A 24,346-nucleotide genomic window follows, 5' to 3' on the forward strand; every position below is an offset into this window, starting at 1 on the left:
GATGCGACTTCTTCGCAACAGCGACCATCGCCGCATGCCGTGGAAGAACGGCGGCGGCGAGACGGTCGAGGTAATCGTCACTCCGGAAGGCGCAAGCCTTTCGGATTTCGGCTGGCGCGTCAGCATGGCGACGGTGGCGAGCGATGGACCGTTCTCCGTCTTCCCCGGTATCGACCGCACGCTGGCGGTGCTGTCGGGCGATGGCATGGCGTTGTCCATCGAAGGGCTCGGCGACAAGCTGCTGACGCCGGTCTGCGCACCCCTCGCCTTTCCGGCCGATGCACCGACGACCGCCCGGCTGACGGGCGGACCGATCACTGATCTCAACGTGATGACGCGGCGGGGTGCTTTCCGGCATTCGCTCACGCACCACATCGCGGAAGGGTCCAAGGTGCTTCGCGATTCCGCTGGCGAACGGCTCCTGCTGGCGCTGTCGCCGCTTGGCGTTTCCACCGCCGAGGGGCTCATCGGTCTCCAGCCGCTCGACGCCCTCGTGCTTGACGGCTCGGAGAAGGCGGAGGTTTTGTCTGTCGGTGAAAGTGCCGTCTTCTATCTGGTAGAAATCACTCCCGCCTGAGCCATTGGCGGAAGCGATTTCCTTGTCCGCGCTTGAGCGGAGTGCTACCTCCCGGCACATCAATTTGCCGGGAGATATTTTCATGAGACATCGCAAGTTCGGCCGCACGGGTTTCACCACCACCGATATCGGCTTCGGCGCCTGGCAGATCGGCGGCGCCTGGGGCGACGTCACCGAGGCGGATGGCCGCGCCGCCCTCAACGCCGCGCTCGACGCCGGCATGACCTTCATCGACACAGCAGACGTTTATGGCGACGGCCGTTCGGAAAAGATTATCGCCGATGTTCTCAAGGATCGTGGCGGCCAGCGCCCGATGGTGGCGACCAAGGCCGGCCGCCGGCTCTCTCCGCATGTGGCCGATGGCTACAACAAGGAAAATCTCGAAGGCTTCATCGACCGCAGCCTGAAGAACCTCGGCGTCGAACGCCTCGATCTCGTGCAACTGCATTGCCCGCCGGTGGAGGTTTACTACCGTCCCGAGGTCTTCCATGCGCTGGAAGAGATCAAGGCCGCCGGCAAGATCGCCAATTACGGTGTCAGCGTCGAGAAGGTCGAGGAAGCGCTGAAGGCCATCGAGTACCCGGGCGTCGTCAGCGTGCAGATCATCTACAACATTTTTCGCCAGCGCCCGGCGCAGCTGTTCTTCAAGGAGGCTGCCCGTCGGCAGGTCGCGGTCATCGCCCGCGTGCCGCTGGCGAGCGGCCTGCTTTCCGGCAAGATCAACCGCGATACCGCCTTCGCAGCCGATGACCACCGCAACTTCAATCGCCACGGCGAATCCTTCGACGTTGGCGAGACCTTTGCCGGCGTGCCCTTCGAGACCGGACTGCAAGCCGTGGAGGAGATCCGCGCGCTCGTGCCGACGGGCGCCACCATGGCGGCCTTCGCGCTGCGCTGGATCCTGATGGCGGACGCCGTCAGCGTCGTCATTCCCGGCGCACGCAATGCCGAGCAGGCGAAAGCCAATGCGATCGCCGCCAGCCTGCCGGCCATTCCGGATGCCGTGATGGAAGCGACCCGCGAGGTCTATTACCGCCTCGTCGCGCCCCATGTGCACGACCGCTGGTAAGACAATCCGGGAAGGGCGGGTGCATAAACTGAAATGATAGCCAACATCATGGCTATCTATTTCGTTTATGCACTCGCCCGCGCTACCGTTTCCTCGGTCATAATCAGAACAGGGGAACGACCATGAAAAGAATGCTTGCCGCACTTGCTCTCGCAGGCTCTTGCCTCCTTTCCACGGCGGCTTCAGCCGAAACGCTGAAGATCGGCACGGAGGGCGCCTACCCGCCCTTCAACTTCCAGGATTCCGCCGGCAAACTCGGAGGCTTCGACGTCGAGATCGGCCTGGCGCTCTGCGAGAAGATGAAGGCCGAGTGCGAAGTGGTCGCGCAGGATTGGGACGGCATCATTCCCGGCCTCGTCGCCAAGAAATACGACATGATCATTGCCTCGATGTTCATCACCGAGGAGCGCAAGAAGCAGGTCAACTTCACCGACCCCTACTATCTCGCCGCCATGACGCATGCCGCACCGAAGGGTGCTGGCATTACCGACTTCACCAAGGAAGGCATGAAGGGCAAGACGATCGGCGCGCAGGCCGGCACGACGCAGGCTGACTATGCCGCAGCGGTCTATCCGGATTCGGACATCAAGCTCTATCCGACACAGGATGAAGTGAACCTCGACATGGTCAACGGCCGCCTCGACCTGCAGGTCGGCGACATGATCCCGCTGCTCGACTGGGTCACCAAGAACGACGATGGCAAAACGTGCTGCGAACTGATCGGCGAGCCCATCACCGACACGAAATTCGTCGGCGAAGGCGTCGGCATCGCCGTGCGCCAGGAAGACAACGACCTGCGTGAAAAGCTGAACGCCGCGCTGCAGGCCATTCGCGAAGACGGCACCTACAAGAAGATCAACGACAAGTACTTCTCCATCGACATCTACACGATGAAGTAGGATTCTCGGGGCGGTTTCGGCCGCCCCTTTTCGTTTGAGGCATCAAGGACCGCGCTGCGTATCCCCAACAGGTTTTGTTCCGCGATAAGCGGTCGAAGGGGCCAGTTCGCTCGGATCGTTTTCGATCGGGCTGACGAGAAACGGAAACGGGTCGAATGCCCGCCGCGGTCGGAATTCCATATGGGCTTCGACGCCCGCTGCCAAAAGCTCATCAACATAGGACCCCGCGAGTCCGCTGGTGCTAAACCGTTCCCACATATGGTATTTCCCCTTCTTTCAGGGTGCCCAATGCGCTGGAAACGAAATTGGTTCCGCCAAAAAACCCACCGGCCGCTCACATTTTTCGCAGTCTCGGACCGCCTCCCCTTGCCTCTCATTGAGCTGCCATTCTAACTACACGCATGCCGATAAATCGCCTTGAACGCTTTGCGCACAACCTCGACTGGAACCTGCTGCGCACCTTCGTGGTCGTGGTGGAAGAAGGCTCGATCACGCGGGCGGCGAACCGGCTGCTCTTGCAACAGCCGGCTGTCAGCATGGCGCTGAAGCGGCTGGAGCAATCGGTCGACCATCGACTGATCGATCGCAGCCCCGGCCGCTTCGAACTGACGGAGGCCGGTGAGCGGCTGCACGCCCTCTGCCATGATATTTTCTCGGCAATCGTGCGTCTTCCAGAGGCGATGGAGCCCTCCGGCGGGGATATTGCCGGGCATATCACGCTCCATTCTGTCAGCCACGCCCTTAACCCCGCCTGGGACCGGGCGATCGCGGATTTCTTCCGGCTGCATCCGCGCGTCACCGTGGGCGTCACGGTCGAGACGACGACGGACGTCATCCGCTCGGTGGAGCGCGGTGTCGCGACGCTCGGCCTTTCGGACGGCATCATTCCGGAGGGGCTGGACAGGGTGCCTTTCTGCTACGAACGCTACGCGCTCTATTGCGGCCGCGGGCACCGGCTGTTCGGCGTGCTGGATGCCCGGCCGCAGGACCTGCGTGGGGAGCCCTATGTGAGCTTCCTCGCCGATGTCCTCGGTGGGCCGCATATGGGACCCGTAACAGCCGTGCGTGCCGTCGGGTCCTTCGGCCAGCAGGTGCGGGCGCTGGCCTTCAATGTGGAGGAGGTGCTTCGGCTGGTCGTGGCCAATGCGGGCATTGGCATGCTGCCGGTGCATCTCACAGGAGCGGCCTTGGCGGCCGGCGAACTCTGGCAGTTGCCGCCCTATGAAGACCTGCCGATCGCCGAAACCTTCCGCATCACCAATCCCGGCTCGGCACTCAATCCGGCGGAGCGCGCTTTCCTCGCGCACATGGCCGACGTACCGGCATGGCGCTGGGGCGAGCCACATCAATCCGGTTAATATCGACCTTCATCCCTATAAATTTGAAGAATGCCGAAAGCTTTCGTACGGCTTTACCATCATAGGGAGGCGGCCATGCAGACGTTCGACATCGCAATCATTGGCGGCGGCATTGCAGGGATTTCGCTCGCATACTTCCTCAGCCCACACCGTTCCGTCGTCGTGCTGGAGCAGGAACCGGCACTCGGCTATCACAGCACCGGCCGCTCTGCCGCGGAATTCACGCTGCGTGACAACGCGCCTCTGGTGAATGCGCTTGCCCGCGCCAGCCATGCCTTCCTGGCCACGCCGCCGGAGGGCTTTGCCAGCGTACCTCTTCTTATCCCTCGCGGCAGTATCCTCTTCGGCACCCATGGCAAGGAGGCGCAGGTGCGCGAGCGCTTCGAACAGGCCAAGGCACTCGGCGTTGCCGTGGAGTGGCTCGACGAGGCCGCATTGCTGGCCCGCGTGCCCATTCTGAACCCCGCCTACACTGCCGCGGCCTATTTCGATCCCGACTATTGGGACATCGAGGTCGACGCCCTGCTGCAGGCCTATGCCCGCCATGCGCGGCGTCACGGGGCGCACATCCTGGAAAGCCGCCGGCTTGCCGGCGCCCGGCGCGTCGGCGAGAAATGGTTGATCGAGACGAACGAGGAGACGATCGCCGCCGGGGTTCTGGTCAATGCGGCGGGCGGCTGGGCGGACACGGTCGCAACCCTTTCCGGCGTCGCTCCCGTGGGCATCGTGCCGCACCGTCGCACCGCAATCACCGTCGACCTGCCTGAAGGCGTGGATGCCGGCCGCCTTCCGGAAATCAACGAGATCGAGGAAATCTTCTACTTCAAGCCGGAAGGCGGCCGCCTGCTCGCCTCGCCGGCCGATGCGACGCCGTGCGAGCCGGCGGACATGCAGCCGGAAGAACTCGATATCGCCTATGCCGCCCATTACGTCGAAGAAGCAACAACGCTCAACGTGCGCCGCGTCTTCAAGAGCTGGGCCGGCATGCGCAGCTTTTCCGCCGATCGTCTGCCCGTCATCGGCCCCGCACAGGACGAGCCGAGCTTCTTCTGGCTCGCCGGCCAGGGCGGCTACGGCATCCTGACGTCGCCAGCACTTGGTAGCCTTGCCGCTGCCCTCCTCGCCGGCAGTCCCGTGCCTGAGCCACTCGCTCGCGAGGGCATCGGGGCTGAAACCTTCAGCCCCGCACGCTTCTCCTGAAACGAAACGGGCGCCTCAAGGGCGCCCGTTCTGTTTTCACGCTTCCGTTGCCGGCGCGCCCGGCGTGGCGACGGCGCGATCCTTCCAGTAACGGTTGAGGAAGAGCAGGATCGGGCCGCCGATATAGATCGACGAGGTCGTCGCGACGATGACGCCGAACAGCATCGGCCAGGCAAACGGCTTGACCGTATCGCCGCCCCAGATCGCCATCGGCAGCAACGAGACCGCCACGGCGACCGAGGTGAAGATGCATCGCATGACCACCTGGTTGATCGACAGGTCGATGAGATCGGAGAACGGCATCGACTTGTACTTGCGCATGTTCTCGCGCATGCGGTCGTACACCACCACCTTGTCGTTGACCGAATAGCCGATCAGCGTCAGCACGGCGGCGATGGCCGTCAGGTTGAAGTCGATCTGCATCAGTGAGAAGAAGCCGATCATCTTGGTAATGTCCAGGATCAGCGTCGCAATGGCGCCCACGGCGAAGTGCCATTCGAAGCGCCACCAGATGTAGATCAGGATCGCCAGCATGCCGAGGCCGACAGCCAGGAAGCCGGAGCGGGCAAGCTCCGTGCTGACCGTCGGGCCGACGACTTCCGTGCGCTCGAAGCTCGCATCCGGGATCACTTCGGCAACGCCGTCGCGGATCTTCTGGAGGGCCGCGGTCTGCACCTCTTCACCGCCCGGCTGGCGCTGGACGCGCACGAGCACGGACGTGCCCTGACCGAATTCCTGCAGCGCCACTTCGCCGAGGTTCAAGCCTTCCATCTTTTCGCGCAGCGGTGCGAGGTTGATCGGCGTCTTGGACGTCGCCTCGACCTGGATGCCGCCAACGAAGTCGATGCCGTAGTTGAGGCCTGGCGTGAAGAACAGGATGATCGAGCTTATCGAAATGAAGGCCGACATGGCGATTGCGATATAGCGACCGCGCATGAAGGAGAAGGTCGGGATGCTCCAGACCTGGCCGAACATCGAATGGATGTCGATCTTCTTCATTTTGCGGCGGAGAACCACTTCGCGCATCAGGAAGCGCACGAAGGTGATGGAGGTGAACATCGAGATCGCCAGACCGATGATCATGGTGATGGCGAAGCCGCGAACCGGGCCCGAGCCGAACATGAAGAGCAGGATCATGCCGACCATGGTCGTCATGTTGCCGTCGACGATGGTCGCATAGGCCTTGTTGAAGCCGACATCGAGCGCCTTGATGGCCCCCGCCCCCGCCGCCGTCTCTTCACGGATACGCGCGTTGATGAGGATGTTGGCGTCGACCGCCATGCCGATGCCGAGGATGATACCGGCGATACCGGGAAGGGTAAGTGTGGAGCCCAGGATGCCGAGCAGGCCGATCGTCAGGATCGTGTGCAACACGAGGCCGAGATTGGCGATGAGACCCCAGGAGCCGTACAGCACCTGCATCAGCACCACGACGGCGGCGAGGCCGGCGAGACCGGTATAGAGGCCCATGCGGATCGAGTCCGAACCGAGGTTCGGGCCGACGGTGCGTTCTTCGATGATGGTAAGCGGTGCCGGCAGCGCACCAGAGCGCAGCAGCGCCGAAAGAACGGTCGCTTCCTGCGGGTTGAAGTTGCCGGAAATCTGGCCCTGGCCGCCGATGATCGGCTCGCGGATGACCGGTGCCGTCAGCACCTTGCCGTCGAGAACGATGGCGAAGGGCTTGCCGACATTGGCCTGGGTGATTTCCGCGAACTGCCGCGCGCCGGTGGAGTCGAAGCTGAACGAAACGATCGCCTCGTTCGTGCGCTGGTCGAAGCCGGCCTTGGCATCGGCAAGGCGGTCGCCGGAGATCGCGACGCGCTCTTCGACGGCGTATTTGCCGGGGTCGTTGGCGCCGGGCAGGATCATCACGCCGCGCGGGGCGACGCTGTTCGGGTCCACCGTCTGGTCGACCATGTGGAAGCTCATCTGCGCGGTCGAACCGAGCAGCTGGCGCAGGCGCGTCGGATCCTGAAGACCCGGCAGCTGCACGAGGATGCGATCGCCGCCGACGCGCTGGATAAGCGGTTCGGCCACGCCGACCTGGTCGACGCGGCGGCGGATGATTTCAAGGCTCTGCTCGACGGCAGCCGACATGCGTTCGTTGATGCCGGCTTCCGTCAGCGTGACGTTGATCACGAGGCCGCTGGTGGCGACGTCGATATCCGAGGAGCCGCCGCTGAAGCCGAGCGTGGTGGTCGGCGTCGCGAGCTTGCGCACCTCTGGCAGAACCTTGTCGAGTGCGGCCTGGTCGGGGAGCGTGACCGTCAGCGTCGTACCGGCGAGGCGTGCCGCCGAGGCGCGTTGGCCGGCCGTGCGCAGGATGGCGCGCGTGTCGTTGAGCAGCGAATCCATGCGCGCCTTGCGCAGTGCTGCGGAATCCACCTCGAGCACGAGGTGCGAACCACCCTTCAGGTCGAGACCGAGGGTGACCGGGTTGGCAGGCAGGTAGCGCCCGTATTTCGCCTGTTGCTCAGGCGTCAGCACGTTGGGCACCGCCGCAAACATCCCGAACAGGATGATAATGGCGGAGACAAACAATGCCCATTTGGAGGTTTTCATGGGATGTTCCACTTAACTGCCGGAAAGGCGCGACAGGTTTGCCGGCGCCGTCCGTGGGATCGGAATTTCAATCGAATGGCGCGGCGCGGAAGCGCCACAAGGCCTCAGGCAACAAGAGCCGGAGGCGCGCGGCTGCGGAAGGATGCCGGGCCGGACAGCACCGGCGCCACATCATCGGCAGCAGAAAAGGCCTCGGCCAAGGCGGTTTCAAAGGGGTAAAGCAGCGCGCCGGCACCCGCAACGAGCGCCTTGCCGCCGGAATCGCCTTCCGGCAGGCCGGCCTTAGCCTTCGCGGTACGACGCTCGGCATGGCCGCTTGCCGGGAACCATAGATCGTCGGCTGTAGACAGCGGCGACGGCGCAACGCCGCCTTCGGCGGCCGCGCGGTCCGGGTGGCCGGCCGGGCGCGTCGTATCCGGCAGGGAGAATTGCGAGAGGAACAGGGTAACAAGCAGCACGAGGAAGCCGACGGGTGCAAAACCCCGCTCCCACATGCTCGCCTCTTTCCCGGTCCTCATCGTCATGCCTGTCCGTTTTGCGAAGGCGGAGCGCCACGCGAAGCAGTCTTCGCGGCGGTGCAGATGGTGCGCCAAGAACCACTTACCGCCCGGCGAGTCAAGTTCCGGGCGGCAATGCCTGCCTAGGGAACCAAACGTTTCAGCCCTTACAATTCATGCAGCGTGACGTCCGGGCAAGCTTCCAGCGCCAGATCGCGCAGGTGCTGGTGGTGCGTCAGGTAGATCACCTGCCCGCCCTTCGCCATCTCACCCATCACGCGCAGCGCATTCAGCGCGCGGCGATCGTCGAAAGTCTCCATGATGTCGTCGGCAATGAAGGGCGCGATCTCGCGGCTGGCAGCAATCTCATGATAGCCGGCGACGCGCAGCGCCAGATAGAGCTGGAAGCGCGTGCCCTTGGAAAGGTCCTTGGCGAGCTTCGAGCCACCGGAGGCGGCATTGACGACGAGGTACTCGCCGTCCTTTTCCAGCATCGTCGAAAGCCCGGCATATTCACCGCCGGTAATGTCGCGGAACGTTTTTGAGGCCCGCTCCATCATGGCGCTGCGATGGCGCTCGCGGTAGAGCCGCAACGCCTGCTCCGCGGCCAGGATGCCGGCGCGTGTCGCCAGATACCGTCGCGACTTTTCCGCAAGCTCAATCAGCGCCGTGCGCCGCCGCTCCTCCAGCACCGCCGCCTCATCGCTGCCGGCGACCCGCGACAGGGCCTCCTGTGCCCGCGCCCGCGCCAGATGCTGCTCCTCGACCGCCTGATCGAGGCCTTCGAGCTGCGTCGAGAGATCCGCCCTCTCCGCCGCCAGCTGGTCGTCGTCAACCGCCGAAAGCAGCGCCTCGGCCTCCTCGACCGTTTCGGTGCGCATCTGCTGCTCCAGATCGCGCACCGCATCCTCGATGCGCCCGCGAACATCATCGCGCTTGCGATAGGCTTCAAGCAGGAGATCGGCTTCCGCGAGGCTGTCGCAACCGAGGAAGGTGAAGATTTCCGCAAGCCGTGACGTCAGGACGGCGCGGCGCTCGTCCAGCCCCCTCTCCTCCTCGTCAAGCCGCACCAATGTCTTATCGATCGCCTCCCGCCGTTCGCGCACGATCTTGGCGGCGGCGAGCCGCAGGGCAAGGGCGGCGACGGTAGACAGCGGGTCGTCCGCATGGAACGGCTCGGAAAGCCGTTCGGCAAGACGACGTGTATGGCTGCCGTATTCCTGTTGGTCACGGCGCATTCCGGCGATGCGATGGTCGAAGTCACGCCGCCGCTCGACATTCTGGGCAAGCGTTTGCAAGGTCGGAAGAAGCGATGCGAGGCGCTCCGGCTCGGCGGGCGCGTTCTCGGTTGCAAGCCAGCTGCCGGCAATCGCGCTGTCCCAGCCCTCCTGCCACGCTGCGAGCGCCAAGGCAGCCTCCTCTGCCGCCTTCCGGCGCATGTCCACATCCGCCTGCGCGCGTGCCAGATGCTCGACAGCGGCAAGCCGCTGCGTACGCGCCGCTTTCATGGCCTCCAGACGATCCTCGGCGACGAACAATGTTTCGTCGAGCGTTGCATCCCCGTCGGACTGGCTGCCAAGGAGCGCATGGAGCCGGGCATATAAGGTGCCAGCCTCCGCCTCGACCAGATCGGCTTCGATCCTCTGCTGCGCAACGCCGCCGAGCTTCTCCCGCGTCATCGAGCGCCGCTCAAGCCAGCCGCTCATCTCCGCAAGTGACGTTTCTTCAGGCAACCCCATGGAACTGGCGAGCGATGACACCTCTGCATCGATTTCCGCCCTGACCTGCTCCAGCCGCGCGACGTCGGCACCCAGTGCATGAACGCGCGCGATGGCCTCTACCAGGCTGCGTTCAAGGATACGCATCTCCGAAAGGCGATCGGCATTGCGAAGGAGGACATCTCTGGCATGGTCATCCCGACGCATGCTCTCCTCGAAAATCTCCGCCGTCCCACTATCAAGCTGTGCCAGATGCGACTGCCATTTCGACTCGCGTTCCGAGCGCAGTTGTCCAGCGGCATCCTGCCCAACCACACCGGTCTCCTGTTGAAGAGCCGTCAGCATGGTTTTGCTGGACGTGACATCAAGCTCAAGCGCCGTGACCTGTTCCTGCTGCCGATGCAAGGCCTCGGTTGCCGCGTCGTATCGCTTGCGCAGGGTTTCCAGTTCCGCCGCCGCCGGGACGGCCAGGCCTTCCAGCGCCACTGCCGTGCCGGTCCAGGGCGCAAGACGCGCCATCGCACCGAACGCCTCCTGCCGGGCAAGGGCGACGAGACGACGGGCTTCTCGCAGGCGTGCCAGGAGATCGCCGGAACGGGCGGCGCGCACGACCGCGCCGAGGGTGGACACAAGCTCCTGTTCCCTGCCCGCATCCTCCTCCGAAACTGCGCCGGCCTTGCTGCCGGTGGCAGCCAGTGCCTTTTCCGCTTCGGCACGCTCCCGAAGGGCTGCTTCGGAGCGTTCGACAAGCGCCGTTCGCCGTGACAGGAGGGCCGCGAGCTTTTCACCGAGACCCGGTGGCAGCAGGGTTCCCGCGGGATCGGCATCGGGCGAAAGGCCGAGCGCGGCGATGCCCGCGCCAATCGTTGCGACGACGCGGTCGCGCTCCGCCTCGCGGGAGGACAGGTCCATCGCCGCAGTCCGGAAGCGGGCTTCGAGAGCGGAGCCGGCAAGAGCCGCAATGTCCGCCTCGGCCGCGAGGACGGCATCGTCTTCGGAAAGCGCCGCGCGCTCCCCGACATGGCGTTCATGCTCGGCTTCGACGCGCGCGGCCCGCGCCGCGATTTCGGCCTCCTCGCGCGCCAGTTCGCCAGTGAGAGACCGCCAGGCCGCTGGCGGGGAATCGCCCAGATCGAAGGCCCCGAGTTCCGCCCGCAGGGCGCGCAAGCGCCGGAGATAGGGCAGTGCGGAGAGGCTGCGCTCCACCTGCGCGAGGGCAGCGCGCATGCCGGAACGGGCGGCGGTCACCTCCTCATGCCGATGGGCGGCGGCGTCGCGTTCGCGCACCAGAATGCCGTAGTCGCGGGCGGCAACGTCCAAGGCCTTGCGCTCCGCTGCCAGCGCCTCGATCTCGGCCTTCAGTGTCGAGAGGCCGTGTTTGCGGCCCGATGGACGATAGAATTCGTCCGCTTCCAATTTCAGCGCGGCAAGCCCCGTAGCCATGTCCGAAAGGCCGGAGCTGGCGGAAAACAGCATCGAGCCGAGTTCACCCTCGCTCTTCAGGATGTCCTCGCCGCCCTTTTCGATGCTTTCGTCATCCAGCGAGAACATGGTGCGATAGGCGTTGCGGTCCATGCCGCCGAGCACGGAAGCGAAAAGCGTCTCCGGCAGTGGCCGGTCATCGACGGAAACGAGCGAAGCCTGGTTGCGTTTGAGGCGATAGGCGTCGTGGTGCTCACCGCCGATGGAAAGCCGGCCGCCGACGCGCATCAGCGAATAGGGGTGCAAAAAGCCGTAGGCGCTCGATTTTTCGATACCAAAGAGCAGGTCGAGATAGGCGGAGAACAGCGTCGACTTGCCGGCCTCGTTGGGGCCGTGCACGAGGTGGAAATCCGGCTTGCCCGGCCGCACCGTGCCGAAATCGAGGCTGCGATCGGTGAATTTTCCATAGCGGACGAGGTCGAGGCGATCGAGACGCATGGCGTCTACGTCCTCTCGCTGTCGCCGCCAAGGCGGGCGAGCACGGTATCGGAGCCCTGAAGGGCGAGTTCAGAGAGCAACGCTTCCTCCGCCATTTCATCCGCTGCCAGCAGGCTGCGCGCCTCCTTAGGCAACTGGCGCAGAAGGTCGGTCACGGTCTCGCGCAGTTCCTCGCGAAACGCATGGCTCTGCACCACATCCTCATGCATCAGGCGCGAAAGCTCGGTGACCGGCCCCGCATCGGCATTGCTCGTCGCCAGCGGCAGGGAAACGGCAAGCTCCACCGCCTCGATCCAGCATTCGCCAAGCGAGGCGGCGAGGTTCTGCAATTCGCCCAGCAACAGATCCTCATCACGGCGCAGGCGCCAGGCGAGCGGCGTGGCGCCGGTCAGGAGTAGGCGTGCCACCAGATGCGCGCCGGCGGCGGCCTCCCTCGCCCGCACCAGAACGGTCTCGGCACGGTCGAGCATGCCGCGCCAGTCGTCGATACCGGCAAGATCAAGCGTCAGCCGCTCGAACACGGCAACCGCAACCCCATGCTCCTCGCAGATGATCGTGCCATCTTCCGCGATGGTCGCGAGCGTCACGCCTTTCGGTCCGCCCTCATTGATGTCACGGCCCTGCGGATTGCCGGGCATGACGATCCACGGCTTTTCCAGGTGCACGCGGCGCTGGTGGATATGGCCGAGCGCCCAGTAGTCGAACCCGTGGGCGGAGAGGTCGGCGATGCTCGTGGGCGCATAGGGATCGTGGCTGCTCGCGCCCGCAAGGCTGGTGTGCATGAGGCCGATGTTGACGGCATCCGCCACCGGCCCGCGATAGGTCGGCAGCAGCGAGGTGGGCGCATGTGGCTGGGCGAAGCTGACGCCGTGGATGTGAATCTCCCGGCCGCTGTCGAGCGCGCCGGCTTTCACCGGTTTGCCGCGACCGTCGAAGACGTGCACGTTCGACGGAAAGGTCAGTTCGCGGGTGATCTGCGACTGCGCATCGTGGTTGCCGCGGATGAGGAAGACGCGAATGCCGGCCGCCTCCAGCCGGCGCATCTGGCCCATCAGGAAGAGCGCCGTCGCCATCGAGGTCTGCGAGCCGTCATAGAGGTCGCCGGCGATGATGACGGCGTCGACCTCCTCCGAAATGGCGAGATCAACGATGCGCTCCAGCGCCTTGCGCGTCGCGCCGCGCACGAGATCGCCGAGTTCGGCGTTGCGCAAAGCGAGCGATGTGAGCGGCGAATCGAGGTGGAGGTCTGCGGTATGGATGAAGCGGAAAGGCATGGCCGGACAATCACCTCAGCCCTCCTGCCGGTCAATGCTTGCAGTAACGTCCGCCGGGTTATGCAAGAAAGAAATCGATCCCTCCTGAAAAGGCCGGAGAAGAAACAGGAAAAAAGCCCGTTCCCTGACCGTTCGCATTTACACGCATCGTTCAATATCTATGATCAAATTATCTGAAAACCTTCACAATCATTTGACATGGTCCCTCATAATACCTATATTTCCCCTCATGAGTAGCACGATAGAAATCTCCCAGGGCATGTTCAAACTCTACCATCAGGTCAGCCGCCTGGTGAATGAGTGCATGATGGACGAAGGCGTATCGCTCGCGCGCAGCAAGTTCCTGCTTCTTCTGGAATGTCAGGGCCCGCAGCGGTCGACGGATATTGCCTGCGCGCTTGGTTTCGCCCCCCGCACGGTGACGGAAGCGATCGATGGTCTCGAACGTGACAAGTTGGTCAAGCGCGAGCCGGATCCGAAAGACCGTCGAGCCAAGATCGTTTCGATTACGGATACCGGCCGGACGGTGATCTCCGCCGCTCAGCAGCCGCAGCACAAAATGATCGAGGCGATCTTCAACGTCCTCACCGAGGAACAGAAGCAGCAGCTCAAGGGCATTATCGGCTGTCTCAGCGAGAAGACAGACGCGCTGCAGCGGGAAAGAGACAAGACCGAAGGTGGCGCCGACGCGGCGCCCGTTCGCCCTTTGCAAGCCGTCGGCTAAGCCCGCCGACACCATGAATGACAAAAGGCCGGGATCGCGAGATTCCGGCCTTTTCAGTTTGGCAATGTGCCAGATGCAGCGTCTCCCCCAGGAGGATGAGACGCCGCACTCCGGTGTTTATTACATCGCGTTCATCGGGCCGATGCCGAAGAACAGCGTCTCACCGGACGAGTCGTCGACGCCGTCATTGTCCGTCACGACGAAGCCGTTTCCGGCAGCATCGATGGTGAAGCCTTCGACCTTGTCGACGACGAAGCCGTTGGTGGCACCCTTCAGGTCGGGAATGAGGTCGCGGACCTCTTCCTTCTTGACGACCGGCAGGTCACCGCCAAGCTTGGCCGGCTTCAGGTCGGCAAGCGCCACGCGGTAGAGCTTCTTCAGCTTGGCAGCCTGGCCGATCAGGTTGTCACGCTCGATGATGTAGGCGTAGTCACCGCTAGCCGTGATTTCGGAAAGGCCGACCCAGCCGGCTTCGGTCTTTTCGAGCGGATAGCGCACGGCGCCCCACTCTTCCGACGACGGCTTGTAGGAAACGAGCTTCACGAAGCCCTTCTCGTCATCACCCCATTCGCGCTGCATGGCCATCCAGAGAACCTGGTCATCGCCTTCGCCAACGCTGGTGATGCCTTCGAAGCCAAAGCGCTTCTCGCCGGCACGCAGCTCGGCGGGAATGGCGATTTCCTTCTCGATCTCGCCCTTCTTGTTCACGTGGATGATGGCGTGGCTGTACAGCTTGTCGGCATCGCCTTCATTGACGAGCCAGAAGCCGCCCTCGCCATCCGGCGTCAGGCCTTCGCTGTCGAGCTTCTGCGCGGCAGCGCCATTGCGCGTAATGCGCAGGGCATCGACGATCTTCGCAGGCTTGGCGGTTGCGTCGATCGTGAAGACCGTCGGCTGCGAAGCGTAGAAGGAATCGTTGACGGCATAGAGCATGCCCGGCTTGTCCTTGACCGGAGCGAGGCCCGAAAGCGCGCCAAAACCGATCAGCTCGCCTTCCTTCTCAGTGGAGACGATCTGCGGATAGGCGGCTTCGCCTTCCGCGCGCTCATAAATCATGACGTGCGAACGGGCACCGCCGTCTTCGACGAGGTCGGTTTCGTTGGCGGTCACGAAGAGGTTGCGGCTCGGAATGGCGACGGCGCCTTCCGGACCGACACCCGACGGCAGAAGCTGAAGAAGCTCAGGCTCGGCACCGGTGTCCTTGTAGACGCCGACGATGGAAGCACGCTCGGCGAGCACGAAGAACAGGTTGTCGTCACCGAACTTGGCGGCTTCCAGGCCTTCCGGTTCGACGCCCTTCTTGTTGCGCTTGTCCGGGTAGTGACCGATCTTGGCGATCTCGCGCTCGAAGCCGGCGCCGTTCTCGTAAACGACCTTGCCGGTCTTGTCGAAGATCGTGAAGCCGCGCGCACCGCCCTCCCAGTCGCCTTCGTTGGCAACGACGAAACGGTTGTCGTCCAGCCACTTCACGGCGTCGGGCTCGCGGGCGACATCCTTCATCTCGCCGGTGAACTTCAGCGCACCGTCCTTCTTGGTGTCGATGCCTTCGAGGTTGACGGTGCCAGCCGAGAAGTGGCTTTTCACGTCACCCGTCTTGCCGTCGATGATGACGATGTAGTTGTTTTCCTGCAGCGTCAGCGCGATCTCGTCCAGGCCGTTGAAGGCGACGAATTCGGGCTCCGGGTCGTCACCGGCGACGTCGGCAAGGCCGGTCAGCGTGACGTGCTTGATCGAACCGCAATCGACGATGCCGTCCTTAAGCGACAGGATCACCAGATCGCCGGCCGGCATCTGCGGAATGGCGCCATCATTGACCTCTTCGTCGCGCTCGTTTTCGATGGCGATCGCGGCGATCGTCTTGTCCTTGTTGAGGGCAATCGAGTCCGGCTGGCCGCCAAGGTCGCAGGTCGTGTCGATGGCCTTCGAGGCCACATCGACCTGGGCAAGGACGCCGGACGGCTTGACGAAGCTTTCGCGAGTGTTGATCGCGACGAGCGCCTTGCCGCCGGCAATCGTTACCGAGGTAGGCTCGCCTTCGAAGGCGACGGTGCCGCCGGCCTTCGGCGCCTTCGCATCGGTAATGTCGATGAAGCCGATCGCCTTGTTCGGGCTGTCGGAATAGACGAGCGTGTTGCCATCCTCGGACGCAGCAATGATTTCGGAGGAGGTCGGTGTTGCCTTGTCCTTGCCTTCCGGCAGGTTGTCGGCAACGGCAAAGGATGCAATGCGATTGAATACAGGCTCGGCGCTGGCGGCAGGGGCCACCGATGCGGCGAGGACCGCTGCCAGGGCAGCAGTGAGCGAACGGGTTTTCATGAAAGCCTCCGGGTCAAAAGGAACCCGGCGGTTCTGAGGCTTTCGTGTTACAGGCCGATGACAATTCGACTACAGCCGCGGACCATTCCCCGCAAATAAAAGGGGGCCCGGATGAACCGGACCCCGACCCTGAAATTCAGGATTGGCGGCGGAGTGGGTAACCGCCCTCCCCCACAGCGTCGCGCATGACACGCAAGGACCCTGCAGGCCTTTGAAAGCCGAATGCGCCCTCAAGCCGAACCGGCCAAAGGACGGATGCAGCAGCAGCGGATCAGCTGTTAACGGCGTCCTTCAGACCCTTGCCGGCCGAGAACTTCGGCACGTTGCGGGCCGGGATCTCGATCTCGGCGCCGGTCGAAAGGTTGCGGCCCTTCGAAGCTTCACGGCGCGACACGGAGAAATTGCCGAAACCGACGAGACGAACGTCGCCGCCGCTCTTGAGTTCGCCCTGGATCGTCTCGAAAATGGCGTCTACAGCAGATGCTGCGTCCGTCTTCGACAGGCCCGACTTCTCAGCGACCGAGGATACGAGTTCATTCTTGTTCATGTTTCCACCCCTTTCTTACGGTTTGAAACGACTCATACAAGTCGGGGGCAGAATACGCATCGGCCTTCGCCTCGCAAGAAAATTTCGTCGCAATCCCCTGAGAATCCGGGGTTTACACACGTTTTTCAACGAAAAAGACCGGCACGAAGGCCGGTCTTTTCCAGTTTCACTCCAAAACGCCGGATTGCTTAGCCGGCATTAAGGCTCAATGCGCGATCGCGCCGTTGGCATCTTCGGTCGATTCGACCGCCGGAACCTTGGCCGCTTCGGCGGTTCCGTCCCATTCGATCGGCTCGGGCCGACGCACGAGCGCATGCTTGATGACCTCGCCCATGCGCGAGACCGGGACGATCTCCATGCTGTTCTTCACGTTGTCCGGAATGTCCGCCAGATCCTTGGCGTTCTCTTCCGGGATCAGCACCTTCTTGATGCCACCGCGAAGCGCTGCAAGCAGCTTTTCCTTCAGGCCGCCGATCGGAAGGACCCGGCCGCGCAGCGTCACTTCACCGGTCATCGCCACATCCTTCGAGACCGGAATGCCGGTCATGATGGAGACGATGGCGGTTGCCATGGCGATACCAGCCGATGGGCCGTCCTTCGGCGTCGCACCTTCGGGAAGGTGGACGTGGATGTCAGTCTTGTCGAAGCGCGGCGGCTCGATGCCGAAATCGACGGCGCGCGAGCGGACGTAGGAGGCCGCCGCCGAAATCGATTCCTTCATCACGTCCTTCAGGTTGCCGGTCACCGTCATGCGGCCCTTGCCACCCGGCAGGCTGACGCCTTCGATGGTCAGCAGCACGCCGCCGACTTCCGTCCAGGCAAGACCGGTGACGACACCGACCTGATCCTCGCCCTCGGCTTCGCCGTGGCGATAGCGCGGGACGCCGAGGAAGTCGTGGATGTTCTCCGCCGTGACTTCAACATTCTTCGACTTGCCCTTGATGATCTCGGTCACCGCCTTGCGGGCGAGCTTCATCAGTTCACGCTCGAGGTTACGCACGCCCGCCTCGCGGGTGTACTGCTGGACGACCGCCATTAGCGCGCCGTCGGTGACCGAAAATTCCTTCGGCTGCAGCGCGTGGTCGCGGATCGCCTTGGGCAGCAGGTGCCGCTTGGCGATTTCCAGTTTTTCCTCTTCCGTGTAGCCGGCAATGCGGATCACTTCCATGCGGTCCATCAGGGGTGCCGGAATGTTCAGCGTGTTTGCCGTCGTCACGAACATGACGTTGGACAAGTCGTATTCGACTTCCAGGTAGTGATCCATGAAGGTCGAGTTCTGTTCCGGATCGAGCACCTCGAGCAAAGCAGACGACGGGTCGCCACGGAAATCCATGCCCATCTTGTCGATCTCGTCGAGCAGGAAGAGCGGGTTGGACTTCTTCGCCTTCTTCATCGACTGGATGACCTTGCCGGGCATCGAGCCGATATAGGTGCGGCGGTGACCGCGGATCTCGGCCTCGTCACGCACGCCGCCAAGCGCCATGCGGATATATTCGCGGCCGGTCGCCTTGGCGATCGACTTGGCGAGCGAGGTCTTGCCGACGCCCGGGGGACCGACGAGGCACAGGATCGGCCCCTTGATCTTGGTCGAGCGGGCCTGCACGGCGAGATATTCGACGATGCGCTCCTTGACCTTGTCGAGGCCGAAATGATCCTCGTCGAGGATCTTTTCCGCGGCGTTGAGGTCGGTCTTGATCTTCGACTTCTTGCCCCACGGAATGCCGGTCAGCCAGTCGAGATAGTTGCGCACGACGGTGGCTTCCGCCGACATCGGGCTCATCTGGCGCAGCTTCTTCATCTCGGCATCCGCCTTTTCGCGGGCCTCCTTGGAGAGCTTGGCCTTGACGATCTTCTCTTCCAGTTCGGCCATCTCGTCGCGACCGTCTTCGCCGTCGCCGAGTTCCTTCTGGATCGCCTTCATCTGTTCGTTCAGGTAGTACTCGCGCTGGGTCTTCTCCATCTGGCGCTTGACGCGCGAGCGGATGCGCTTTTCGACCTGCAGAACCGAGATTTCGCCTTCCATGAAGCCGAGCGCCTTTTCAAGCCGTAGCTTGACGCTCGTCGTCTCGAGCATTTCCTGCTTCTCGACGATCTTGATGGAGAGGTGCGAGGCGACCGTGTCGGCGAGCTTCGAGTAATCCTCGATCTGGCTCGCGGCACCGACGACTTCCGGCGAAATCTTCTTGTTGAGCTTCACATAGTTCTCGAACTCGGAGACGACGGAGCGCGACAGCGCCTCGATCTCGACCGGGTCCTCTTCAGGCTCGGCCAGCACATGGGCCAGCGCTTCGTAGAACTCTTCGCGTTCGGTGTAGCCGTCGATCTCGGCACGCGCGCGGCCTTCGACCAGCACCTTGACGGTACCATCGGGCAGCTTCAGGAGCTGGAGAACGTTGGCGACGGTGCCGATGCGGTAGATGGCGTCGGTTTCCGGGTCGTCGTCGGAAGCGTTGATCTGGGTCGCAAGCATGATCTGCTTGTCGGTGCCCATGACTTCCTCGAGCGCGCGGATCGACTTCTCGCGGCCGACGAACAGCGGAACGATCATGTGCGGGAACACCACGATGTCGCGCAGGGGCAGGACCGGGAAGGCCGTGGAATCGTGCGGCGCAGACGTCTTTTTCGTCATGTCATTTCCTTTCAAACGTCCCGTTTCCGGGAACCGGTCCTGTCGGCGCTAAAAGCATAACGGGCCGGCGATCTTTTCCATCCACAAGTGGCGTGCGGTTAACACTTTTTCAAGCCCGGCAACGGAGTGCCCCACCCCGTGTCGGGCCAGACGAACCAACGGAAGGAAGTGTAGTCTTCCGCGCTGTTGCGGAACTTGCGGCCTTCCCCCGGCCTGTCGCCGGAGCATACGCAAAACAGAATCGAAGTCTTCCATCTTCGCCCGCAACGCATCGTTTCGCAACGTCTTACATACACGGCAGGTCCGGCATCATGCCTCCTTCACCCGCCAGCGGCCAGTCACGAAATGTCGCGAGTTGACCACAAACGAAAAGACCCGCCGGGGCGGGTCCTTCCTGAAGCGACAGAGGCGACACGATCAGGCCGAGACGTTGGCCTTCTCGTCGGAGCGCTCCGAGTAGATGTACAGCGGGCGGGCAGAGCCCTTGACCACTTCGTCCGAGATGACGACTTCGCGCACGCCTTCGAGCGTCGGAAGCTCGAACATCGTGTCGAGCAGGATCTTCTCCATGATCGAGCGCAGGCCGCGCGCACCGGTCTTGCGGATGATGGCGCGCTTGGCGATCTCGCGCAACGCGTCCTCGTGGAAGGTCAGTTCCACGTCTTCCATCTCGAACAGGCGCTGGTACTGCTTGATCAACGCGTTCTTCGGCTCGGACAGGATCTGGATCAGTGCATCCTCGTCGAGGTCTTCCAGCGTCGCCAGAACCGGCAGACGGCCGATGAATTCCGGGATGAGGCCGAACTTCACCAGATCTTCCGGCTCGAGTTCGCGCAGCACTTCGCCGACGCGGCGATCTTCCGGCGAACGAACCTGTGCGCCGAAGCCGATCGAGGTCTTTTCGCCGCGCGCCGAGATGATCTTGTCGAGGCCGGCAAACGCGCCGCCGCAGATGAACAGGATGTTCGTCGTGTCGACCTGCAGGAATTCCTGCTGCGGGTGCTTGCGGCCGCCCTGCGGCGGTACGGAAGCGACCGTGCCTTCCATGATCTTCAGCAGCGCCTGCTGCACACCCTCGCCCGAAACGTCACGGGTGATGGACGGATTGTCGGACTTGCGCGAGATCTTGTCGACTTCGTCGATATAGACGATGCCGCGCTGCGCACGCTCGACATTGTAGTCGGCCGACTGCAGAAGCTTCAGGATGATGTTTTCGACGTCCTCGCCGACGTAACCGGCTTCGGTCAGCGTCGTGGCGTCTGCCATGGTGAAGGGCACGTCGATGATGCGGGCGAGCGTCTGCGCAAGATAGGTCTTGCCGCAGCCGGTCGGGCCGACCAGCATGATGTTCGACTTCGCCAGTTCCACGTCCGAGCCCTTGGCGGAATGCGCCAGGCGCTTGTAGTGGTTGTGCACCGCGACCGACAGGATGCGCTTCGCCTGCTGCTGGCCGATGACATATTCGTCGAGGACCTTGATGATGTCCTGGGGCGTGGGAACGCCGTCACGGGACTTGACCATCGAGGTCTTGTTCTCTTCGCGGATGATGTCCATGCACAATTCGACGCATTCATCGCAGATGAATACGGTCGGTCCGGCGATGAGTTTCCGGACTTCGTGCTGGCTCTTTCCGCAGAAAGAGCAATACAGGGTATTCTTGGAGTCGCCGCCGTTGCTGCCGCTGACCTTGCTCATATCACTTTCCTTCCAGCACGCCGCTCATCTCCCGGAAGATGGCCGGACCACTCAAACCGCCCTTACAGATAGCGCTTGCGCGCTCTTCAAAGGCTCCAGGGGCACTGACCGGACCGGGACCAAGCCCGTGAAACCGGTCGCAACGCATTCCCCGCTTAAACACCGAATGCTAGACTGTCACAAATCAACATAGCATTAACGGCCAATATTACCGGCTTTATGGCGCTGATAAAGCCCCGCGATCATTACAAATCACACGATTGCGTTCATTCGCGCTTTAAGCCAAGATCAGCGCGCGCCTTGCGCGTCAACTTGGCCGCAACCAAACCGTGACTTTCTCTTAGATAGTCACACAAGGCCGCGTCGTCCACTGATTCGCCCGTTTGCCGCTGAATCCACTTCATTCCGCGAGTAGCGAGATAGGGTGCCGGACGGCACCCCGGCTGCTCGCGCAGGATATCGAAGGCAAGCTCCGATACCTTGAAGGTGACCCCCAGCAACTCCTTTTCGCTCCATCCGGCGACGGCAAAAACCTTGTCGCCGACCTTCCAGACATGCGCCCCGCCCCATTGCACGACATGTGACGTGGCAGGGAGCGAAGCGCAGAAGGCGTTGTATTCGTCGAGCGTCATGGCATCCCGCCGCGTGGAGCGTTGCATCGAACCGCGATGCTTACGCCCCTTCCGCGCCCTCGATCGCCTCGCGGCTCGTGATGACGCGGTCCACCAGACCCCAGTCCTTCGCCTCGTCAGCGCTCATGAAATGGTCGCGATCCAGCGTCTGCTCGACTTCCTCATAGGTGCGGCCGCAATGCTTGACGTAAATCTCGTTCAGCTTGCGCTTCATCTTGATGATGTCGCGGGCATGGCGCTCGATGTCGGACGCCTGACCGGAGAACCCGCCGGACGGCTGGTGCACCATGATGCGGGCGTTCGGCGTGGCAAAGCGCATGTCCTTGTGGCCGGCGGCGAGCAGCAGCGAGCCCATCGATGCGGCCTGACCGATGCAGAGCGTCGACACGGCCGGCTTGATGAACTGCATCGTGTCATAGATCGCCATGCCCGACGTGACGACGCCGCCCGGCGAGTTGATGTAGAGCGCGATTTCCTTCTTCGGGTTTTCGGCCTCGAGGAAAAGCAGCTGTGCGCAGACGAGTGTCGCGATGTGATCTTCGACGGGACCCGTCAGGAAGATGATACGTTCCTTGAGGAGACGCGAATAAATGTCGTAGGAACGCTCGCCGCGGTTGGTCTGCTCGACGACCATCGGCACCAGAGCCATGGCGGTATCTACGGGATTTCTCATATCAATCCTTCATCGGTGTGGCCCTGAACCCCTTCGCCAAGCGTTGGGAATCAGCAAGTTTCATCTTCCCTACATAGAGTGTCAGGGTAGCGGACTTCAAGACGGACGCGCGTTTTGCGGCGCTCTATGCCAGAATGCGGTTAATCGGTGCGACGTGGAGCCATGATTTCCACAACCGCGCTGCCGGCAAGGTAAAGAAAGCGTGAATCCCGCGCTGCCCCGCATCTGCCGTTTTCGAATGCCCGCACTATATTCTCCACCTATCGGAGGCAACCATGACACTACGAACTCTTGCAGCCCTCGGGCTTGTTTTCCTGACCGCGACGGGCGCTTCAGCCCAGCAGGCCTCGGATAGCGTTGCACCCGAGCGCGCAACCGGCCTCGCCGCCGCCAAAGTCGTGACGGCGAAGGAGCATATGGTGGCGGCCGCCCATCCGCTGGCGGCGGAGGCCGGCGAAAAGGTCCTTGCCGAAGGCGGCAGCGCGATCGACGCCATGATTGCCGTCCAGACCGTGCTCGGCCTCGTCGAGCCGCAGTCCTCCGGCCTCGGCGGCGGGGCCTTCCTTCTCTATTACGATGCCGGCGCCAAGCGCATCACGACACTCGATGGCCGCGAGACCGCGCCGATGGAGGCGACACCGAAACTCTTCCTGGATGAGATGGGCCAGCCCCTCAAATTCTTCGATGCCGTCGTCGGCGGGCGTTCGGTCGGCACGCCCGGCACCGTCATGCTGATGCAGGAGGCGCACAACCGCTGGGGCCGCAAGGCGTGGAAAAGTCTCTTCGCATCGGCAGAGGGGCTTGCCCGCGATGGCTTTGCCGTCTCGCCGCGCCTTGCCAAACTGATCGCCGCGGAAGGCGACAAGCTGAAGACCTTCGAAACGACGACCTCCTATTTCTTCGGCGCCGACGGCGCGCCATTGAAGGCCGGCACCATCCTCAAGAACTCCGCCTATGCCGAAACGCTCTCTGCAATTGCGCAAGGCGGGGCTTCGGCGTTCTACACCGGCCCGATTGCCGATGCGATCGTCGATACGGTGCGCATGTCCGGCAAGAATGCCGGCGTGCTCTCGCTCGCCGACCTCGCCAATTACCGCGTCGAGGAACGGCGCCCCGTCTGCATCGACTATCGCGCACTCGACATCTGCGGCATGGGACCGCCCTCCTCCGGTGCGGTCGCCATCGGCCAGATGCTCGGCATGCTGGAGAATTTCGACCTGAAGGCGCTCGGCAGGGACAATCCGGAAAGCTGGCGGCTGATCGGCGATGCCCAGCGCCTGGCCTTCGCCGACCGCGAACGCTACCTCGCCGACACGGATTTCGTGCCCATCCCGGTCAAGGGGCTCATCGACAAAACCTATCTCGGCGAACGGGCCAAACTGCTCGATGGCGACAAGGCGCTTGGCGACGATGCGGTGACATCAGGCAAACCGGAATGGGACCACGCCTTCAATTTCGGCCGCGACGCGGCCATCGAACTGCCCTCCACCAGCCACTTCGTCATCGTCGACAGGCAAGGCAACGTCGTCTCGATGACCACGACCATCGAAAACGGTTTTGGCTCACGGCTGATGACCGGTGGTTTCCTGCTCAACAACGAACTCACCGACTTCTCCTTCAAGACCCATGACGACGGCGTGCCCGTTGCCAACCGTGTCGAGCCGGGAAAACGCCCGCGCTCCTCCATGTCGCCGACGATCGTGCTGAAGGACGGCAAACCGCTTTTGGCCATCGGCTCGCCCGGTGGCAGCCAGATCATCGGCTATGTCGCGCAGGCACTGATCGCCCATATCGACTGGGGCATGGATGTCGGAGAGATTGTCGCCATGCCGCACCTCATCAACCGTTTCGGCCCCTACGACCTCGAAGCCGGCACCGACGCCGAAAAACTCGCCGAACCGTTGAAGGCACTCGGCTACGAGGTGAAGGTAGGCGAGATGAATTCCGGCTTGCACGCCATCGAACTTTCCGCAGATGGCCTCAAGGGGGCCGCCGATCCGCGCCGTGAAGGTATCGCCATCGGAAAATGATGCGGCTGTTGACCACGAGATCGTCG

The 24,346-nt window shown here is 63.0% G+C and carries 17 protein-coding genes; 7 read left to right on the forward strand and 10 right to left on the reverse strand.

The window, feature by feature from the left end:
* The first annotated feature begins 1 nt into the window (after window position 1).
* The 5 genes from AC1RT2_RS16390 to AC1RT2_RS16410 all read left to right on the forward strand — a co-directional run bounded on the left by AC1RT2_RS16390 (window position 2) and on the right by AC1RT2_RS16410 (window position 5,103).
* Window positions 2-577 (forward strand): HutD/Ves family protein, encoded by a 576-nt coding sequence (locus AC1RT2_RS16390; protein WP_493103552.1) that lies wholly within the window; start codon window positions 2-4, stop codon window positions 575-577.
* An 82-nt stretch (window positions 578-659) separates the two neighbouring features.
* Complete coding sequence (locus AC1RT2_RS16395) at window positions 660-1,646, forward strand: aldo/keto reductase (protein ID WP_493103554.1); 987 nt, start codon at window positions 660-662, stop codon at window positions 1,644-1,646.
* Window positions 1,647-1,768: 122 nt separating this feature from the next.
* Window positions 1,769-2,545, forward strand: a complete 777-nt coding sequence (locus AC1RT2_RS16400; RefSeq protein ID WP_493103556.1) for an ABC transporter substrate-binding protein — start codon at window positions 1,769-1,771, stop codon at window positions 2,543-2,545.
* A 401-nt stretch (window positions 2,546-2,946) separates the two neighbouring features.
* On the forward strand, window positions 2,947-3,903 hold the full coding sequence (locus AC1RT2_RS16405; RefSeq protein WP_493103558.1) for a LysR family transcriptional regulator: 957 nt from the start codon (window positions 2,947-2,949) through the stop codon (window positions 3,901-3,903).
* A gap of 75 nt (window positions 3,904-3,978) precedes the next feature.
* Entirely contained in the window at window positions 3,979-5,103 is a 1,125-nt protein-coding gene (locus tag AC1RT2_RS16410) for an NAD(P)/FAD-dependent oxidoreductase (protein ID WP_493103560.1), read from the forward strand.
* A gap of 36 nt (window positions 5,104-5,139) precedes the next feature.
* Here the strand turns inward: AC1RT2_RS16410 and secD are convergent, their stop codons facing one another.
* From secD to AC1RT2_RS16430, 4 genes are all read right to left on the reverse strand, one after another.
* Window positions 5,140-7,665 carry a protein translocase subunit SecD gene (secD, locus tag AC1RT2_RS16415; RefSeq protein WP_493103562.1) on the reverse strand — a complete coding sequence of 842 codons (2,526 nt, stop codon included), beginning with the start codon at window positions 7,663-7,665 and terminating at the stop codon, window positions 5,140-5,142.
* A gap of 104 nt (window positions 7,666-7,769) precedes the next feature.
* Window positions 7,770-8,183: a hypothetical protein gene (locus AC1RT2_RS16420; RefSeq protein ID WP_493103564.1), complete on the reverse strand. Its 414-nt coding sequence runs from the start codon at window positions 8,181-8,183 to the stop codon at window positions 7,770-7,772.
* A 146-nt stretch (window positions 8,184-8,329) separates the two neighbouring features.
* A complete protein-coding gene (locus AC1RT2_RS16425) occupies window positions 8,330-11,800 on the reverse strand; it encodes an AAA family ATPase (protein ID WP_493103566.1) in 3,471 nt (1,156 codons plus the stop codon).
* 5 nt (window positions 11,801-11,805) lie between these two features.
* Complete coding sequence (locus AC1RT2_RS16430) at window positions 11,806-13,074, reverse strand: metallophosphoesterase family protein (RefSeq protein ID WP_493103568.1); 1,269 nt, start codon at window positions 13,072-13,074, stop codon at window positions 11,806-11,808.
* A gap of 229 nt (window positions 13,075-13,303) precedes the next feature.
* On the opposite strand from AC1RT2_RS16430, the gene AC1RT2_RS16435 reads away from it, so the two are divergent.
* A complete protein-coding gene (locus AC1RT2_RS16435) occupies window positions 13,304-13,798 on the forward strand; it encodes a MarR family winged helix-turn-helix transcriptional regulator (protein ID WP_069059141.1) in 495 nt (164 codons plus the stop codon).
* Window positions 13,799-13,918: 120 nt separating this feature from the next.
* Here AC1RT2_RS16435 and AC1RT2_RS16440 read toward each other — a convergent pair whose 3' ends face one another.
* The 6 genes from AC1RT2_RS16440 to AC1RT2_RS16465 form a co-directional block, all read right to left on the reverse strand.
* Window positions 13,919-16,114, reverse strand: a complete 2,196-nt coding sequence (locus AC1RT2_RS16440; RefSeq protein ID WP_493103570.1) for an esterase-like activity of phytase family protein — start codon at window positions 16,112-16,114, stop codon at window positions 13,919-13,921.
* A 271-nt stretch (window positions 16,115-16,385) separates the two neighbouring features.
* Window positions 16,386-16,661: a DNA-binding protein HupB gene (gene hupB / locus AC1RT2_RS16445; RefSeq protein ID WP_069059143.1), complete on the reverse strand. Its 276-nt coding sequence runs from the start codon at window positions 16,659-16,661 to the stop codon at window positions 16,386-16,388.
* Between the two features lie 205 nt (window positions 16,662-16,866).
* The gene (gene lon / locus AC1RT2_RS16450; protein WP_069059144.1) at window positions 16,867-19,290 is read right to left on the reverse strand and encodes an endopeptidase La; all 2,424 of its coding nucleotides are present in this window, start codon (window positions 19,288-19,290) and stop codon (window positions 16,867-16,869) included.
* 417 nt (window positions 19,291-19,707) lie between these two features.
* Window positions 19,708-20,985, reverse strand: coding sequence for an ATP-dependent Clp protease ATP-binding subunit ClpX (gene clpX / locus AC1RT2_RS16455; protein ID WP_069059145.1), 1,278 nt, complete (start codon window positions 20,983-20,985; stop codon window positions 19,708-19,710).
* Between the two features lie 266 nt (window positions 20,986-21,251).
* Entirely contained in the window at window positions 21,252-21,617 is a 366-nt protein-coding gene (locus AC1RT2_RS16460) for an MmcQ/YjbR family DNA-binding protein (RefSeq protein WP_493103573.1), read from the reverse strand.
* A gap of 40 nt (window positions 21,618-21,657) precedes the next feature.
* The gene (locus AC1RT2_RS16465; protein WP_069059146.1) at window positions 21,658-22,290 is read right to left on the reverse strand and encodes an ATP-dependent Clp protease proteolytic subunit; all 633 of its coding nucleotides are present in this window, start codon (window positions 22,288-22,290) and stop codon (window positions 21,658-21,660) included.
* A gap of 275 nt (window positions 22,291-22,565) precedes the next feature.
* Between AC1RT2_RS16465 and ggt the strand changes: the two genes are divergently transcribed.
* A complete protein-coding gene (gene ggt, locus AC1RT2_RS16470; RefSeq protein WP_493103576.1) occupies window positions 22,566-24,320 on the forward strand; it encodes a gamma-glutamyltransferase in 1,755 nt (584 codons plus the stop codon).
* The last annotated feature ends 26 nt before the right edge of the window (window positions 24,321-24,346 follow it).

This window comes from Shinella sp. GW821-FHT11G07 (assembly GCF_058808115.1).

Coding starts and splice junctions, on each gene's coding strand:
- AC1RT2_RS16390 (WP_493103552.1), top strand. CDS start 2: ATGCGACTTCTTCGCAACAGCGACCATCGCCGCATGCCGTGGAAGAAC.
- AC1RT2_RS16395 (WP_493103554.1), top strand. CDS start 660: ATGAGACATCGCAAGTTCGGCCGCACGGGTTTCACCACCACCGATATC.
- AC1RT2_RS16400 (WP_493103556.1), top strand. CDS start 1,769: ATGAAAAGAATGCTTGCCGCACTTGCTCTCGCAGGCTCTTGCCTCCTT.
- AC1RT2_RS16405 (WP_493103558.1), top strand. CDS start 2,947: ATGCCGATAAATCGCCTTGAACGCTTTGCGCACAACCTCGACTGGAAC.
- AC1RT2_RS16410 (WP_493103560.1), top strand. CDS start 3,979: ATGCAGACGTTCGACATCGCAATCATTGGCGGCGGCATTGCAGGGATT.
- secD (WP_493103562.1), bottom strand. CDS start 7,665: ATGAAAACCTCCAAATGGGCATTGTTTGTCTCCGCCATTATCATCCTG.
- AC1RT2_RS16420 (WP_493103564.1), bottom strand. CDS start 8,183: ATGAGGACCGGGAAAGAGGCGAGCATGTGGGAGCGGGGTTTTGCACCC.
- AC1RT2_RS16425 (WP_493103566.1), bottom strand. CDS start 11,800: ATGCGTCTCGATCGCCTCGACCTCGTCCGCTATGGAAAATTCACCGAT.
- AC1RT2_RS16430 (WP_493103568.1), bottom strand. CDS start 13,074: ATGCCTTTCCGCTTCATCCATACCGCAGACCTCCACCTCGATTCGCCG.
- AC1RT2_RS16435 (WP_069059141.1), top strand. CDS start 13,304: ATGAGTAGCACGATAGAAATCTCCCAGGGCATGTTCAAACTCTACCAT.
- AC1RT2_RS16440 (WP_493103570.1), bottom strand. CDS start 16,114: ATGAAAACCCGTTCGCTCACTGCTGCCCTGGCAGCGGTCCTCGCCGCA.
- hupB (WP_069059143.1), bottom strand. CDS start 16,661: ATGAACAAGAATGAACTCGTATCCTCGGTCGCTGAGAAGTCGGGCCTG.
- lon (WP_069059144.1), bottom strand. CDS start 19,290: ATGACGAAAAAGACGTCTGCGCCGCACGATTCCACGGCCTTCCCGGTC.
- clpX (WP_069059145.1), bottom strand. CDS start 20,985: ATGAGCAAGGTCAGCGGCAGCAACGGCGGCGACTCCAAGAATACCCTG.
- AC1RT2_RS16460 (WP_493103573.1), bottom strand. CDS start 21,617: ATGACGCTCGACGAATACAACGCCTTCTGCGCTTCGCTCCCTGCCACG.
- AC1RT2_RS16465 (WP_069059146.1), bottom strand. CDS start 22,290: ATGAGAAATCCCGTAGATACCGCCATGGCTCTGGTGCCGATGGTCGTC.
- ggt (WP_493103576.1), top strand. CDS start 22,566: ATGACACTACGAACTCTTGCAGCCCTCGGGCTTGTTTTCCTGACCGCG.